This window comes from Streptomyces sp. NPDC047022 (assembly GCF_040644155.1).
GTDB lineage: Bacteria > Actinomycetota > Actinomycetes > Streptomycetales > Streptomycetaceae > Streptomyces.
The window spans coordinates 1-16409 of the sequence record NZ_JBEYVV010000060.1; the positions used below are offsets into that span (position 1 = coordinate 1).

A 16409-nucleotide genomic window follows, 5' to 3' on the forward strand; every position below is an offset into this window, starting at 1 on the left:
CCACCCCCCAGGTCATCCGATCGACAGGGGGCAAAAGTCATGCCGGGCCCGAAGGCCAGCGGCCCCATTGCAGGACCGCGAAGAACATAACGGGGACCCCGGCTCGCTCAAGCCGTCAGATGACATCCGCTGACCTCGTACGACTGCGCGATGAAACCGATCTGGCGCTGGCAGACATCCGCACCGAAGTCATGCGCGCCGAGGCCGCGTGGCGTGAACGACTCGCCCAGTGGCACGCGAGGGGCAAGCCGCCGTCGAGGCCACCGAGCCGGATACGGCGCTGCTCTCGCTAGTCCAAGTCGGCCTGCGGGCCTCCCTGTAGCACCCCAGACCCCGCCCGGTGTACGGAAAGACAGCCCCGGGCGGTACGGCGTCCCCTCGTCTCCCCCAGGTTGGCGGGTGCCGCTCCGGATCCGCTGTCTGCAACCGACACAGCGGATCTACCCAGACCCCTCGCTCTGGCTGAGCGAGAGGTCGCCGAGAGGACAGGAGTGCACGATGCCCGAGAACGTCGTCATGCAGCCCGCCGAGGAGGGGCTGACAGTCGCCCGAAAGACCATCGCCGAGGGTTTCCCCACGGACGGCCAAATATCTCCCCGGACCTGGACCGATGCCGGTCGGAATTACATGACCCGGGGCCGGGCCGCCGAGCAGGTTCTTGTGCGTCGTCATGGCAGAGCCGGCCACTTGGGCCGCAGGGCGCCGGTGCCGGAAAGCGGTGGCGCCGCGTTCCGCTGCACGGTATCCCCTCGCGGGTAGCCGCACGGGTGTTATTTTTCGCGCGATTACAAGTTCTTGGCAGCCGTTCCACAGGGGAGATCGTCATGTCAGAACGACCGCAGCGCAGGGCCCGGCACGTCCACGTCGGCCGGGTGGTGCGCAGTCGGCGCCTCACTCCGCACATGCAGCGCGTGGTCCTCGGCGGTGAGGGCCTGTACCGCTTCGCCGCGGGCGAATTCACCGACCACTACGTGAAGCTGCTGTTCCCGGCACCCGGCGCGACCTACCCCGAGCCCTTCGACCTGGACCAGATCCGCGCCGAGCTGCCTCGCGAGCAGTGGCCGGTGTCCCGCACGTACACCGTCCGTTCCTGGGACGCCGAAAGCCGCGAGCTGACCATCGACTTCGTGCTGCACGGGGACGAGGGCGTCGCCGGGCCCTGGGCGGTGCGGGCCCAGGAGGGCGACATCCTGCGCTTCGGCGGCCCGGGTGGCGGCTACGCCCCCGGCGCCGGCGCAGACTGGCATCTGCTTGCCGGCGACGAGAGCGCCCTGCCGGCCGTCGCCGCCGCCGTCGAGGCGCTGCCCGCGGGCACCTGCACCAAGGTCTTTCTGGAGGTGGCGGGGCCCGAGGAGGAGCAGAAGTTCGCCGGTGACGCGGAGGTCGTCTGGCTGCACCGGGGAGAGCGCCCCATCGGCGCGGCCCTGATCGAGGCGGTCCGCGCGCTCGACTTCCAAGACGGCCGCGTGCACGCCTTCGTGCACGGTGAAGCGGGCTTCGTGAAGGAGCTGCGCCGGCTGCTCCGGGTGGAACGCGGTATCCCGCGGGAGCAGCTGTCCGTGTCCGGCTACTGGCGTCTGGGCCATGACGAGGAGGGCTGGCAGTCCTCCAAGCGGGAGTGGAACGCCCAGGTGGAGTCGGAGCAGGAGGGCGGCGCCCCGGCCGCCTGAGTCCGACGGGTCCGAACAATGCCGGACGGGCTGGAGGAATCCAGCCCGTCCGGCATTGTTGTGCCCGTGCACCGTCGGGCATTACCACGGAGTATCACGCCGCGGCAAGAGGGGGATTGCCCTGCTGTCGACTGCGTTGACGCAATGTTCGAGATATTGATTTGATGATCGAGCCTTGAAAGACCGACCACGAGTTGGGGGGGGACATCATGAAGTACTGCTGGTAATCCCATAGCGGAATAAACTGCGGGGCCGACTCGCCGAGTCGGCCCCGTTGCCGATTTCACTGAGGAGAAGGCGACAGAGGAGAACGCGGGATGCTGGAATACGATCCGTTGTCACCCGGACTGATAGAGAATCCGTACGCCTTCTACACGGAGCTCCGAGAGACCCAGCCGGTCTTCTGGCACGACCGCATCGAGTCGTGGGTGTTCACGCGGTTCCAGGAGTGTTCGCGGATCCTCCGTGACACGACCGCGTTCGCGAGCGACTGGCGCCGGGCGGGCTACGACATGCCCGAGATGGACCACCCGAGCCTCCAGGTGCTCGATCCGCCCGAGCACGGGCCGGTGCGGCATCTCTTCATGAACGCACTGCACAGCCAGGATCTCGCCGGCGTCGAGGCCTTCGTGGCGGACGAGTCGGCCGCCATTCTCCGGAAATTCTCTTCCGATGTGCCATTCGACTTCGTGGCGGAAGTCGCCCGCCCGGTCGTCCTCCTGGCCGTCTGCCGATTCCTCGGTGTGGACACGCCGGAGACCGACTCCTTCGTCGCGCTGACCGACGCGGTGGAGCGCGGAATGGATGCCGGATTCGTTCCGGAGGCGCTCCCGAGGGCCATCGCCGCGCGTCGGGAGATCGATGCTCTGGTGGAATCCTGGGTGATCGACGAATCGACCCCCGGAATGCTCGGTCACGCACTGCGTGAGAGAAACGCCTTGGGCGTGCCGGAAGGTTTCGTCTGGAGCACCGGACGCGTGCTGTTCCTGGCCGGATTCAGTACGACCGTGTCGGCCGCCGCCAACGCCCTGCTCGCTCTCCTCGACCGGCCGCGGCTGATCGAGCGGCTGCGCCGCGACCGCAGGCTGCTCGACAACTGCATCGACGAGCTCATCAGGTACGACAGCCCGATCCAGGGCACGAGCCGGGCATGCGTGGAGGACCTCGACCTCGGCGGCGTACGGATCGCCCGCGGGCAGACGGTCCTGGCCCTCATCGGCTCCGCCAACCGGGACCCCGCACAATTCCCCGACCCGGACGCGGTGGTGCCCGACCGGCGCCCCAACCCGCACCTGGCCTTCGGCCGCGGCCCCCACGCGTGCACTGGCACCCTGCTCGCGAGGGTCGTGCTGCGCGGCCTGCTCACCAGCCTCCTGGACCTGCCCGGGACCGTGGGCCAGGCCGGGCCGGTGTACCGCGGGGCCCGTGCCACCCTGCGCTACCCGGAGCGGCTTCCGATCACCCTGAACGCGTGGAGAGACGACACCCATGAGTGAACTCGAGCCGTGGCCACAGGCCCCCGTCCTGGCCGAGCTGCCCGCGACGGCCAAGCTCACCCCGCACTTCGACACGGAAGGGCTGCTCGCCGACCTCGACGCCCTGCGGAACAGCGCGTGGCTGGGGCCGCAGATCATCTCCGGTGACGGTCTTCGCCCCGGTGTCGACGTGGACTGGCGCAAGCTCCCCCTGCGCAGTGTCGGCGGCGACCCCGACCGGTCCGACCCGGGTGGCCCCGCGCTCGACGACTTCGCCGACACCCCGCTGCTCGCCAAGGCCCCGCACATGGCCCTGCTGCTGAAGCACCTGCCGGCACCCCTGCGCTGCGTCAGGCTCCAGTCGCTGGGCCCCGGCGCGGCCAGCCCCCTGCACAACGACACCAAGTACGGTCTGCCCTGGGGGATCGTGCGCCTGCACGTACCGCTGATCACCACACCCGGCGCCGTGCTCACCATCGAGGACACCACCCACTGCTGGCAGCCCGGGGAATTCTGGTACGCCGACTTCACGCGCCCGCATCTGGTGCGGAACGACGACGACATCACCCGCGTCCACCTCGTCATCGACTGCGAACCCACGCGGGAACTCCTTCAGTTGTTCCCCGACGCGTTCCGGACGCTGAAGGTGCTCGACCACACGCTCCTGTCACTGCCGGACGTGCCCGTCACCCCGGCGGGGCTGAGGGACCACCGCTGCACCTTCGCCATCCCCGACTCGTTCACCACTTTCGACGAGCCCGACGGAGCCTTCCTCACCTCGCCGCGCACCCGGACGGCCACCGTCGACGTGCACGAGGGGCGGCCGGCGCTGTTCTTCTCCGGGGAACCCGCGTTCCGCCTCGTCCACGTGGGCGCTGGCGAGTTCCGGTTCGCCGGATGGACGGTGGAGCGGACGATCCAGTTCACCAGGGACTGCTACGGCAGGCCGTACGCCACGCTCCGTACCAGGGTCGGGGACCAGGTGCGGGCCCTCACCCTGCCGGCGGAACCCGTCGGTGAGCAGATATGACGGCCGAGACCGCCGTGCGGCTTGGCCTGCTGAGAGACCGGCAGTTCATGCTGCTGTTCGGCGCCGAGTCGATCAGCGTCGCCGGCTCGCAGATCGGGGTCGTCGCGCTGCCCCTGGTCGCCATCCTGACGATGCGGGCCGGCGCCTTCGAGGTCGGTCTGCTGAGCGCCGCGCAGACCGCGGCGTTCGTGCTGATCGGACTGCCCGCGGGCGTGTGGGTGGACCGAATGCGCCGCAGGCCCGTGCTGATCACGGCCGATCTCGTACGGGCGGCGCTCCTGCTCTCCATCCCCGTCGCCGCCTGGCTCGACGTGCTCACCCTCGTCCAGCTCTACGCCGTGGCGCTTGGTGCCGGTATCGCCACCGTGTTCTTCGAGATCGCCAGCCAGAGCTATCTGCCCGCCCTGATCGGCCGCGACCGACTCGTCGACGCCAACGGCAAGCTGGAGACCAGCCGGTCCGCCGCCCAGGTGGTGGGGCCGAGCGTCGGCGGCTGGCTGGTCGCCCTGCTCACGGCACCCGTCGCGGTCATCGCCAACGCGATCGGCTTCCTGGGCTCCGCGCTCCTGCTGAGCCGGATCCGCGCACAGGAACCGGTGCCCTCCACCGCCGACCGGCCGAGCCTGGTGCAGGGCATTCGCGCGGGGCTGCGTCTGGTGTTCGCCGACCGAATCCTCCGGCTGATCGCGCTCCGCTCGGCCCTGGCGAACCTGGCGTTCTCGGCGCTCCTCGCCGTCCAGGCGCTCTTCCTCGTCCAGGACATCGGGCTGTCACCCGGGGCTTACGGAGCCCTGCTGGCCGCCGGCGCCGTCGGCGGCCTCGGCGGCGGAGCGCTGGTCGGACCGCTGGCGAAGCGGGTCGGCTCGGCCCGGGTCATCTGGCTCGGCCCCCTGCTCTTCCAGCCCTTCGCGCTGCTGATCCCGTTGACCACCGCAGGTGCCGGAGTCGTCTTCTTCGTCGTGGGCTCCTTCCTCGTCTCGGTCGGGGTGGTGGTCTACAACGTCAGCCAGATCAGCTTCCGCCAGACCACCACGGCACCGGACATGCTGGGTCGGATGAACGCCACCATGCGCTTCCTCGTCTGGGGCACCATGCCACTCGGCGGAGTGCTCGGCGGCGCCATGGGCGAACTGTTCGGAGTGCGGGTGGCGGTGTGGGTCGGCGCCGTGGGGCTCGTGCTCTCCACGCTCCCCCTGCTCTTCTCCCCGCTGGTCCGTATGCGCGAGCTGCCCGGCCACGGCACACCGGACGGTACGTCATGACACAGGCGCACGAGTCACGCACGCGGGAGCCCGAAGTGGACGTCGACCAAGAGCCGCGGCCGCACTTCCCTATGCCCCGGCGCTGCCCCCACGCACCGCCACCGGAGTACGAGGAACTACGGGACCGGGCCCCTCTCGTACGGGCGACGTTCCGCGATCGGCCTGTGTGGCTGGTGACCCGGCACGCCGAGGCGCAGCAGCTGCTTACCCACCCGGCGATGAGCTCCTCACCGCAGCGGCCGGGACACCCGTTCGCGGACGCCGCCGGGTCGCCGCGCGGCACGCTCCCCGGGGATTTCATCGACATGGACCCCCCGGAACACGACCGCTACCGGCGCATGCTGGCCTCGGAGTTCGGCATGCGGCGGGTCCGCGCCATGCGCCCCGCCATCCACTCCGTCGTGGACGAGGTCCTGGACGACCTGTCGGGCCGTCACGAGGCCGATCTCGTCGCGGACTTCGGGATGCCCGTCGCCACGCTGGTGATGTGCCGCCTCCTGGGCGTCCCCTACGAGGACCGGGACTTCTTCCAGGAACGCACCCACACCATGACGAAGGGCCTCACCCACCCCGAGGAGGCCGAGGCCGCGTTCAAGGAGATCCGCGGCTACGTGGACGAGCTGGCGCACCGGGCCGCGCGGGACCCCGGCGACCATCTGCTCGGCCGCCTCGTCCGGGAGCGGCACAGATCCGGCGGACTGACCCACGAGGAGCTGGCCGGCATGGCCTTCCTGCTGCTGGTGTCCGGCCATCAGACCACGGCCAACATGATCCCGCTCGGCGTGTACAGCCTGCTTCGCAACCCGGAACAGCTCGCCGCTCTGCGGGCCGATCCCGCGCTGTGGCCGTCGGCGGTCGAAGAGCTGCTCCGCTACCACTCGATCGTCGACTGGGTGGCACTCGCCCGGGTCGCGACCGAGGACATCCGCGTGGGCGAGCAGACCGTACGCGCCGGTGAAGGCGTCTTCGTCCTGGGCGCCTCCGCCAACCACGACGAGCGGGCGTTCGCCGACCCGGCCGTGCTCGACGTCCGCCGCGGCCGCCGCAACCATCTGGCCTTCGGCTACGGCGTCCACCAGTGTCTGGGACACAACCTGGCTCGGGCCGAGCTGGAGATCGCGTACCGGCGGCTCTTCGAACGCCTTCCGGACCTGCGGGTCCTGGGAGCCCCCGAGCACCTTCCGTTCCGCTACGAGGAGCGCACCTTCGGTCTCCACCGGCTCCCCGTGACCTGGTCCTGACGCCGCAGCACGGCCACCGCGCCCTGGTTCCAAGGAGCCCGATGATCCACAGCATTGCCGAGGCCCCGACGACCTCGGTCAACGTCCTCGACGAGCACGGCAACGGCCTTCGCCGGGCCCTGGCCGCCGTCGCCGCCGGCCGGCCGCCCACGGCGGACTTCGCGCCGGCGTTCGTCCTGCCCGAACCGTCCGAGCGGCTCGGCACGTTCTTCGCCGCCACCGACTTCCGCTTCGCGGGACTCGGCACTGTTGGCGCCGTCCGGCTGCATCTGCTCGACCTCATGGGCAACCCCGGCACGCGCACGGTCAAGAGCCTCGCCTCGCACGTCATCGTGGCCCGCGCCGTCGCGCACATCGACCGAACCGGGGAAGGGGTGATGATCCTGACGCCGTCGTCCGCCAACAAGGCGACGGCGTTGCGCGACGCGGTGCTGCGGGCCTACCGCACCGGCCTCGCGGACCCGGAACGCCTGCGGATCGTCACCGTGGTCCCGGACGCGGCCCGCCCGAAGCTGTGGTGGTCCGAACTGGCCGGCGATCCGGAGCTCGCCGCCCGCAACCCCATGTGCGTACTGGACCGGGAACACCCCGAGCACGTGAAGACCGTCGTCCTGCAGGCACTCGAGGAGTCCGCACCGGATCTGTTCGCGCGGTACGGATTCCGTGCCTGGCACACCCTGGATCTGGACAACTACCGTTCGGCGGACGCCGTCCGGGCCTTTGCCGAGGACGCGGTGCTGCCCGCGGAACCTGGGGCGGTACGCGTCCACGCGCACGCCGTATCCAGTGCCTTCGGGCTCCTCGGCCACCACTTCGGCACCACGCTGTCGCCCGCGCGGGCCCGGCCCCCGCAGTACTTCCTCGTCCAGCATCTGGCCACCCCTGACATGGTTCAGAGCCTGTACGGCACCCCGGCACCCGCCTACCGGTTCGATCCGGCCACGGGCCTCCACCACCAGGACGCGGACCCGCACTATCCCCGTACCACCTTCAGCACCGGAGAAGAACTCGAGACCACCTTCTACACGCGGGCCCCCGCCACATCCGCGGCCATGAACGAGATCATCCGCGGCAACGGCGGGGGCGGCGTGGTCGTCTCGCTTCACGAATGCCTCGGCCGCTACGGCGAGATCCGCGCCCTGCTCGCCCGGGCCGACACCACGCTGCCCGCGGACCCGCGCAGCCTGCGCGAATGGTCCCTGGTCATGGTGATGACGGGGGTGCTGAACGGCATCGACCGCGGTCTCCTCCAGGCCGACGAGGTCGTCGTCCATGGCTCGGGCTCCTACGGCGCCGACGACTTCGTCCCGCTCTCCGGAGCGGCGGTGCGGGACGTCACCGGTGCGGCGGACGTGCGGAAGGCCCTCCTCGCCGCCGCGTCCGCCGGCCGGGGCGCGGCGGCGTGAAGGCCCTGCCTCGCGCGGCGACCGCGGTGCGCTTCCGATGGAACGCGGGCACCGGCCCCTGGGCCGCCGCCCGCGGCTGTTGGGCGAGCGCTCCCGGCCGACGGTATCCGCACACGGTGACGCGGTCGGCCGGTGACCGTCTCACCCTGGCCTACCAAGGCTTCCCCGAGGGGCTCACCTATGTGCTGCCGTACCTCCGGGCGCAGCTTCCGGTCCCGTCCGAGGAGCGGGCGGGCGGCCTCCTCGGGCCGGAGTCGGCCGATGTCTCGCCGCTCACCTGGCGGGGGATCCGCCGCGGCGCGGGCGCCGCGGACGCCGACCTCTTGGTCGTGGGCTGTTCCAGCCGCCGGGCCCGCACGTTGCCCCGTGATCGTTCGCTCATCCTCCCGTTCCGCGTCCACGCCCTGATCGACGTCGTGGGCGACCCGGCGACGATGCTCGCCTCGGTGTCCCCCAACGAACGCAGGCAGTTCGCGCAGCTGCGCCGCCGGCACGAGTGGACGTACGAGACGGCGACCAGCGTCGACGACCTGCGGTTCTTCTACGAGCGCATGCACCTGCCGACGATGAAGATCCGGCACGGGGAGGAGACCCGCAGCGCCGACTGGGCGACCACCCGGGACGCACTCTTCCGGCACGGCATGCTGCTGTTCGTCAACGAGGGTGGGAAACGGGTGGCCGGGATGGTCTGCCGGTTCGAGGAGGGGGGCCGTGCGCTCCGGATGCGGCTCTTCGGCGTGCTTGACGGCGACGAGACGCACTACCGCAGCGGGGCCGCCAAGGCGGTCTACTACCTGACCGTGGAGTGGGCCGCGCGCCACGGTGCGTGGTGCGTCGACCTCGCCGGCGGCGACCCCTTCCCGGGCAAGGGCGTCTTCCAGTTCAAGCGCCGCCTGCACCCGATGATCACCCACCCCCGGGACCACTACCGCGACCGCCGCGTGTACGTGCGTGCGGTCCGGGACACCCCGGCGGTGCGTGACTTCCTCGTCGCCACGCCGATGCTGAGCGTCGACCCAGCCGACCGGATCGTGGCCGTCTACTTCCATGACGCGACCCGCCCGGCCCGGCTCGGCATCCGCGCCGCCACAGCGGGCGTGCACGGCTTACGCACCGTCGACCTCGACGAGTTCCTCGCCCCGGCCGGGAGCACCGGATGATCCGGTCATGGAGGCGACCCGAGTGGACGACCCTCGCGTGGTGGCGCCACCCGGTCGGTCCGATCCACGCGGCCGCGCTCGTGCTCTCGCTGGGCCGGGGTGCCTGGTTCACCTGCTGGGCAATGTTCTTCATCAAGTCCGTCGGCCTGACCAACGCGCAGTTCGGCGGGGGCATCACGCTGGCCGGCGTGGCGGGACTGGCGCTCGGCGCGCCGCTCGGCTACGTCGCCGACCGCGTCGGTACCCGCGAGACGCTGATCGTGCTCACCCTGGTACAGGGCCTCGCGATCCTCTCGTACGCGGTGGTGCGCGACTTCTGGGCGATCGTGGCGGTCACCTGCGTCATGATCGCCGCCGAGCGGTCGACGCCCGCGATCCGGGTCGCGGTCATCTCCGGACTCACCCCGCCGGGGGACGAGCGCCTGAACAGCATCTCCACGGCCCGGGTGATGACCCAGGGCGGGATCGTGGTCGGTGCCCTGTTCGGCGGACTCGTGCTGTCCGCCGACAGCCGCGTCGGCTATCTGAGCCTGATTGTCCTGTACGGCGTGGCCAATCTGTTCGCCGCGGCACTGCTGCGGCGCGTCCCGCACGTGCGCTCGCTGGCCGACCGCAAGGCCAGGCGTGGGGTGCTCGTGCTGCGTGACCGGCCGTTCCTGGCCGCCACGCTGCTCAACGGCCTGCTGGCATTGAACTGGGGCATGCTCGACTCCGGCGTACCGCTGTGGATCTCGGCGCACACTCGGGCCCCCCTGTGGGTGATGGGCCTGCTGATGGGGTTCAACGCCGTGGTGATCGTCCTCTTCCAGAACCGGGTGAGCCGGGCCGGCGCGACCGTCGCGGGAGCCGGGCGGCTCGGCCTGTGGTCCGGGCTGCTCCTCGCGGTGTCGTGCGGGGTCTTCGCCGCCACGTATCACGGCTCCGGGACGTATGTGCTGGTGGTGCTGTTCCTGGCAGCGGTCGTGCATGTGGTCGGCGAGCTGTTCTTCGTCGGCAGCGGGTTCGGACTGTCCGTGGGGCTGGCTCCGCAGGATGCCCACGGCGAGTACCAGGGCATGTTCAACACCGGCCAGGCGGCCGCGATGATGCTCGCGCCCGGGGCGATGACCGTGATGCTCGTCGAGGGCGGCCGGCTCGGCTGGCTCGTGCTTGCGGTGGTCTACGTCGTCGCGGGCCTGGGCACGGTGGCGACCGCGCGATGGGCGCTGCACGCGCGCGGGATCGGTGATGTCACCAGCGACCTGGAGAAGGTGTGACGGCTCTCGGTGTCCTCGTCCTTCCGGAACACGCGGGCAGGTCCGCCGCGCGAGTCTGGCGCGAGGTCGAGCAGCTCGGCTTCGCCCACGCGTGGACGCTCGACCATCTGTCCTGGCGGCTCCCGGCGGACGCGCCGTGGTATGACGCGATGACCACGCTGGCGGTCGCCGCCTGCCACACCACGACCATGACGCTCGGCACGCTCGTGACGACCCCCAACTTCCGCCATCCCGTCCTCGTGGCCAAGCAGGCCATGGCGCTGGACCGCACGAGCGACGGGCGGTTCGTGCTCGGTGTGGGGGCCGGGGTGCCCGGACCCGATGCCGCCGCGCTCGGTGATGCCGCACTGTCGCCCGGACAACGCGGACAGCGTTACGAGGAGTTCGTCACCCTCGCCGATCTGCTGCTGCGCCAGGAGACGACCGCGTTCCGCGGCCGGTTCTACCGGGCCGAGGACGTGCGGATGGCGCCGGGCTGCGTCCGGCGTCCCCGTCTCCCGCTGGCTCTGGCCGCGACCGGCCCGCGGGGGATGCGCCTCGCGGCGCGCGTCGCGGACCTGTGGGTGACCATCGGCGACACGAGGCGCCCCGGAACGCAGCCGGAGGACGAGGCGTTCGCGACGCTGCGGCGCCAGATACGTCGCCTGCGGGAGGCAGTCGAGGACCTCGGCCGTGTGGCGGGCGGAGAGACCGGCGCGGTTTCCGGGCCGCCGCGCCGGGTGGTCAACCTGAGCAGGATCGTGCCCGATCCGTACGCCTCGGCCGAGCGGCTGGCCGACCTCGTCGGGCGATGTGCGGAACTCGGCTTCACCGACGTCGTCCTGGCCCGACCGCGTGCCGACGGCGTCTTCGCGGGAGATCTCGCCGCTTTCGAGCGAGCCGTCCTGCACGTGGGCCGTCACCTGAGCCCTATCGAACAGTGAGGAGACCCGGATGTGCGGTTTCGTGGGATGGCTGGACTTCGGCGGCCACCAGAGCGACGCGGTCGACGCCCAGCGCGTGCTCGACGCCATGACCGACACCATGGCTGACCGCGGCCCCGACGCCCGCGGCACCTGGCTGGGCCCGTACGCGGCCCTGGGGCACCGCCGGCTGGCGGTCATCGACGTCGCGGGGGGCGCGCAGCCGATGGCCGGCACGGCCGGGCTCGGCGGGCCGCCCGTGGTCCTGGCGTACGCGGGGGAGATCTACAACTTCCGTGAGCTGCGCTTCCAGCTCTCCGGTCTCGGCCACGCGTTCATGACCCGGTCCGACACCGAGGTGCTGCTGCGCGCCTATCAGGAATGGGGGGCCGGCTGCGTCGAGCGGCTGAACGGCATGTTCGCGTTCGCCGTGTGGGACGCGGCGCGGGAGGAGCTGGTGCTCGCCCGGGACCGGCTCGGCGTCAAGCCGCTCTACTTCGCCCCCCGTCCCCACGGAGTGCTGTTCGCCTCCGAGCCGAAGGGTGTGCTGGCCCATCCCGACTTCGTGGCGACCCTCTCCGTCGAGGCGCTGCCGATCCTGTTCAACCCGCGACTGGCGCTGCCGGGCGAGACCCCGTTGCGCGGCCTGCACGAGGTCAAGCCCGGACACGTCGTACGCGTCGACCGGCGCGGCTGTCACTCGTACCCGTACTGGCGTCTCGTGAGCCGGGAGCACCCCCATGACCTCGGTGCCACGGTGGGGCACGTACGCGAGTTGCTGGAGGACGTCGTTGAGCGGCAGCTGGTCGCCGACGTGCCCCGGGCGGCCATGCTCTCCGGCGGACTCGACTCCAGCGCCCTGGCGGCACTGGCCGCACACGGTCTGGACCGGGCCGGCGAGGGGACGCTCGCCACCTACTCCGTCCGGTTCGCGGGAGAAGAGGAGGACTTCCGGCCAACACTGCTGCGGCCCGAGCGCGATGCCCCGTACGCAGCCCTCGCGGCGGCGCACATCGGTGCCGATCACCGTGAAGTCGTCCTGGAATCCACTCAGTTGGAGGAAGCTCTGCTGCCCACGCGCAGGGCCCGGGACCTGCCGGGGCTCGGGCCGTTCGACACCTCGATGTACGCGATGTTCGCGGCGATGCGCGAGCATTTCACGGTCGCCCTCTCGGGAGAGGCGGCCGACGAGGTCTTCGGCGGCTATCCCTGGTTCCACGACCCGATCACAGTTTGGCGCGACACCTTTCCGTGGCTGGGTGACGCCCCACGCCTTTCGGACTGCCTGACTCCCGCGATACGCAAGGAAATCCGGCCCGCCGAACTGGAGGCCGACCGCTATGCCACGCTGCGCGCCGCAGTTCCCCGGCTGGCGGGAGAGGACGGCCTCGAGGCGCGTATGCGAGAAGTGCTCTTCCTCAGTCTCCAGGGGCCGCTCGCGATGCTCCTCGACCGCAAGGACCGCATGAGCATGGCGGTGGGGCTCGAGGTCCGGGTGCCTTTCTGCGACCACCGGCTCGTCGAGTACGTGTGGAACGCGCCCTGGGCGATGAAGACCGCCGACGGCCGGGAGAAGAGTCTGCTGCGGATGGCGGCGGCGGATCTGCTGCCGGAGGCGGTGCTGTCCCGCCCCAAGTCCGCGTACCCGGCGGTGCACGGCCGGGAATGGGAGGCCCGCACGCGCGCGGCGGTAACGGCGTTGCTGGACGATCCCTCGTCGCCGCTCGCCGAACTCCTTGACCGGGAAAGGGTGTTGGAGCTGGCCGGGCACGGGGGCCGCACCATGACGCACGCGGGCACCGGGCATCTGCTGCTCCCGCTGCTCGAGACGGACGCCTGGATGCGGGAGCACCGCCTCCGGCTGTCCTGACCCCGGACAGACAGCGAGGCCGCCCCGTGGCAGTCCACGGGGCGGCCTCGCTGTCTGTCCGGGGGATCATCCCAGGACGTGCTGAACCTCGCCCCAGGCGTCCTCGCTGAGGGTCGCACGCATGCGGGTGAAGAGTTCGAGGAACTCGGGCCCGTACTTCGCGTGGAACTCCGGGTTGTGGCTGGCGATATCGCATTCGTTCGCCACGCTGATTTCCATCAGGTCCCGGATTTCCTGCTCGGTCAGTGTCCGCAGCTCACCGGTGAACCGGTCGCGCCAGTGGTCCTTCTCATCGGCCAGGTGCGGGTAGGTGTACTTACGGTCCATTGCGCCGTAGAGGTACACGAGCCCTTCGGCGGCTTCGCCGATGACCTTCGCGACACGGGGTCGCTCGGACAGGTCGAGCATGGAATACATGGGATCGGGGGAACCGTCCGGGGCGAAAAGCGCGTGCGTCAGACCCGCTTCACGGACGTCCTCTCGGGCGCCCCATTCCGTGAGCTTTCCTTCCACCCGCAGCAGATGGGAAAGAAGTGTTCCCCCAGGGTGCTTGATGTCCCCGGCTCCGACGCTTTCGAGAAGTTCGACCGAAGCTTTGCTCATTTCCCCTCCAAGGAGAATCCCCCAGTTCGCCGGCGCCTGGTACGGGTGTTTCTGCCGGCCTGGCATGCCGGGAACGCTAACCCGCGGCCGTCCAGCCGCGCGATACGGGAAAACCCCCAGTGTTGAGGGGTTGACAAGCCGGGTGACGACTGGTCCGTCGTCGGGTCGTCGAGTGGAGCGACTGATGGGTTGAAGATGGGGCTGGCGTCTGCAAGTATGCCGAGTTGCGCGGCTGGTTACTCCGTCTACGGTCGCGGAACGGGGGAGATGGAGTGTCTTTGGTGGCGCAATGGCCATGTCCATCGACGGAGGTGGCCCGTGTCCTTTATGTAAAGTACAAAGGTAAACCAAAACCGTTTCCGGTGCTGGTCCGAGACAGGCTCCAGGTGGCACTTTCGGCCGACGAACTCGCGCTGCTCGGCATGCAGGTGACACGCCGGTGGACCCTCGGCTCGCTGGCTTTGATATCGATATTCCAAGTGACGGAATTCCTGACCGACCCGCAAGCGGCGGTCGCCGTCGCGGACCGGTTGTCGTGGGCCTACGCCTTAGGGCGACGCTGGGACGATCCCGACCTGGATCCCGGACTGTTGCTGGACTTCCGGTCACGCGCGGCCGTGAGCGGGCCGGGGCAACGCGCCTTGGCGACGATCCTGCTCAAGTTGAACGAGCAGGGTCTGGCGGTCGGCCGGTGCGGGCAGATGTCCTCTCCGCAACGGACGCTCGCCGTCCTGCGGGACATGAACAGCGCGGCTGCCTTCCGCAGGGCGCCGGGTGCTGTGCCGCGGGGTGCTCGTGAGCGGATGCTTCCTCAGGTGGGAGACAGGGATCGATGTCCCGCCCCTCGGCCCGAGCCGGCGCAGCAGCCCGTCGCCCGGCAGCCCGTCGTGGCGGTGGCCGAGCACGCGGCACTCGTCGCCCTGCTCACCGCCCGCGAACGGCAGATCGCCGAACTGGTGAGCGCGGGGTGCACCAACCAGCAGATCGCCCGCTGCCTGTGCCTCAGCCCCAAGACGATCGAGTCCCACCTGGCCAGGATGTTCGGCAAGCTCGGGGTCTGTTCCCGAGCCCAGGTTGCCGCGCTGGTCAGCAGCCTCGGCCGCAGCCCGGAGCTCGGAGAGGTCGGCCGGTAACGGGTCTCGGTCAGAGGGCTTCTCGAAACCGAGTGTGGGATCTGGGTATGTGCTGGTCAGGCATGACACCGGGGTGGGTGAGGTAGGTCTGCTGCGGCACTAGGTGTGCTGTCCCGGGGCGTTGGTGACACGGGTGCTGGGTGCTTGAACAGGGCCCGTGCACGAGCGATGCGGTCCACTGCGCCACCCGGCCGCGACAGGCACGGCCATGACCGCCGGTCAGGTGCGGGCGGAGCCGAGTCGATGTTCCCGGAAAAAGTTCCGATGCGATGCAACCCGGCGCCGCGCCCGTGCGTAGAGGAGGCGATAACCACACTTCACAGGGGGGTCCTCATGCACTCGAACCGTTCGGCCGGTCGGACCGCCGGCCGTCTCGGGGCCGCTGTCGCGGCGTGTGTCGCGCTGCTCTCGGCCGTCGGCTGCTCGGCGAACGAGGGTACCGGCGTCCGGGTGGCGGGCGGCGCACCGGATGCCCAGGCGTCCGCCGCGGTCGCAGCGAAGGCCAAGGGCGGGAGCAAGGACGGCAGGGGCAATGCGTCCAACGCCCGCCCGGCTCCGTCCATGCCGGAGCCCGCAGTGCTCGCGCAGGCGCGGGTGAACTTGGCCGACGGGGACACGGTCGGTGTGGGCATGCCGATATCCGTCACCTTCTCCCGGCCGGTCCCGGCCGCCGAGCGCAAGGCCGTGGAGAGCTGGCTGCGCGTACAGACCTCGTCCGGCACGACCGGCGCCTGGAGCTGGGTGAAGGACAGGAACCTCGAAGAGGGGCAGCGCGTCGACTTCCGCCCCGGCACCACCTACTGGCAGCCCGGCACCAGGATCACCCTCCACCGCGGCTCGGGGGGCGTGAGCCACTTCACCATCGGCCGGTCGCTGGTCGCCACGGTCGACACGAAGACGGACATGATGACCGTCGACACCGGCGGGAAGACGAACCGCATCCCGATCACCGCGGGGAAGCCGGGGCTGGACACCTGGAAAGGGGCGATGGTCGTGATGGACAAGCAGCCCAAGGTGTTCATGGACTCCCGCACCGTGGGCATGGCCCCGAACGACACGTACCATGACTACTACTACTGGGCCCTGCACCTGACGACGTCCGGTACGTACGTGCACCAGAACCCGCATGCCGACACAGCGGCCGGGCACAGCAACGTCACCCACGGCTGTGTCGGCCTCGCCACCAGCACCGCCGAGGGCTTCTACGACCAGGTGATGGTCGGCGACGTCATCAAGGTCACCGGGTCGGACAAGGGCACCGTCGCCCCCGGCAACGGCTACGGCGACTGGAACCTGACCTGGAAGCAGTGGCTCGACCACAGCGCCGCGGGCGCCACCACGACCGCATGACCCCCACCGCAGCGGTGGTGCACCACGCGCCCCGCGCCGTAAGAAGAGAGC

13 protein-coding genes are annotated in these 16409 nt (G+C 70.4%); 12 read left to right on the top strand and 1 reads right to left on the bottom strand.

Annotated features, from left to right (window positions below; all coding sequences use genetic code 11):
- The first annotated feature begins 824 nt into the window (after nt 1–824).
- From ABZ845_RS31025 to asnB, 10 genes are all read left to right on the top strand, one after another.
- The gene (locus ABZ845_RS31025; protein ID WP_360986562.1) at nt 825–1670 is read left to right on the top strand and encodes a siderophore-interacting protein; all 846 of its coding nucleotides are present in this window, start codon (nt 825–827) and stop codon (nt 1668–1670) included.
- 317 nt (nt 1671–1987) lie between these two features.
- A complete protein-coding gene (locus ABZ845_RS31030) occupies nt 1988–3166 on the top strand; it encodes a cytochrome P450 (protein ID WP_360986565.1) in 1179 nt (392 codons plus the stop codon).
- Nucleotides 3159–4175 carry an aspartyl/asparaginyl beta-hydroxylase domain-containing protein gene (locus tag ABZ845_RS31035; protein WP_360986568.1) on the top strand — a complete coding sequence of 339 codons (1017 nt, stop codon included), beginning with the start codon at nt 3159–3161 and terminating at the stop codon, nt 4173–4175. The genes ABZ845_RS31030 and ABZ845_RS31035 overlap by 8 nt, the downstream gene beginning before the upstream one ends.
- Nucleotides 4172–5437 carry an MFS transporter gene (locus ABZ845_RS31040; RefSeq protein WP_360986571.1) on the top strand — a complete coding sequence of 422 codons (1266 nt, stop codon included), beginning with the start codon at nt 4172–4174 and terminating at the stop codon, nt 5435–5437. The genes ABZ845_RS31035 and ABZ845_RS31040 overlap by 4 nt, the downstream gene beginning before the upstream one ends.
- A 35-nt stretch (nt 5438–5472) precedes the next feature.
- Entirely contained in the window at nt 5473–6678 is a 1206-nt protein-coding gene (locus tag ABZ845_RS31045; protein ID WP_360986574.1) for a cytochrome P450, read from the top strand.
- A gap of 41 nt (nt 6679–6719) precedes the next feature.
- Complete coding sequence (locus ABZ845_RS31050) at nt 6720–8084, top strand: DUF6002 family protein (protein WP_360986577.1); 1365 nt, start codon at nt 6720–6722, stop codon at nt 8082–8084.
- The gene (locus ABZ845_RS31055; RefSeq protein ID WP_360986580.1) at nt 8081–9244 is read left to right on the top strand and encodes a hypothetical protein; all 1164 of its coding nucleotides are present in this window, start codon (nt 8081–8083) and stop codon (nt 9242–9244) included. The genes ABZ845_RS31050 and ABZ845_RS31055 overlap by 4 nt, the downstream gene beginning before the upstream one ends.
- Nucleotides 9241–10500: an MFS transporter gene (locus tag ABZ845_RS31060; RefSeq protein WP_360986583.1), complete on the top strand. Its 1260-nt coding sequence runs from the start codon at nt 9241–9243 to the stop codon at nt 10498–10500. The genes ABZ845_RS31055 and ABZ845_RS31060 overlap by 4 nt, the downstream gene beginning before the upstream one ends.
- The gene (locus ABZ845_RS31065) at nt 10497–11423 is read left to right on the top strand and encodes an LLM class flavin-dependent oxidoreductase (RefSeq protein ID WP_360986586.1); all 927 of its coding nucleotides are present in this window, start codon (nt 10497–10499) and stop codon (nt 11421–11423) included. The genes ABZ845_RS31060 and ABZ845_RS31065 overlap by 4 nt, the downstream gene beginning before the upstream one ends.
- A 10-nt stretch (nt 11424–11433) precedes the next feature.
- The gene (asnB, locus tag ABZ845_RS31070) at nt 11434–13272 is read left to right on the top strand and encodes an asparagine synthase (glutamine-hydrolyzing) (protein WP_360986589.1); all 1839 of its coding nucleotides are present in this window, start codon (nt 11434–11436) and stop codon (nt 13270–13272) included.
- A 66-nt stretch (nt 13273–13338) separates the two neighbouring features.
- Here asnB and ABZ845_RS31075 read toward each other — a convergent pair whose 3' ends face one another.
- The gene (locus ABZ845_RS31075; protein ID WP_360986592.1) at nt 13339–13941 is read right to left on the bottom strand and encodes a DUF6817 domain-containing protein; all 603 of its coding nucleotides are present in this window, start codon (nt 13939–13941) and stop codon (nt 13339–13341) included.
- A 320-nt stretch (nt 13942–14261) separates the two neighbouring features.
- Between ABZ845_RS31075 and ABZ845_RS31080 the strand changes: the two genes are divergently transcribed.
- A complete protein-coding gene (locus tag ABZ845_RS31080; RefSeq protein WP_360986595.1) occupies nt 14262–15008 on the top strand; it encodes a helix-turn-helix transcriptional regulator in 747 nt (248 codons plus the stop codon).
- Nucleotides 15009–15341: 333 nt separating this feature from the next.
- Complete coding sequence (locus ABZ845_RS31085) at nt 15342–16358, top strand: L,D-transpeptidase (RefSeq protein ID WP_360986598.1); 1017 nt, start codon at nt 15342–15344, stop codon at nt 16356–16358.
- The last annotated feature ends 51 nt before the right edge of the window (nt 16359–16409 follow it).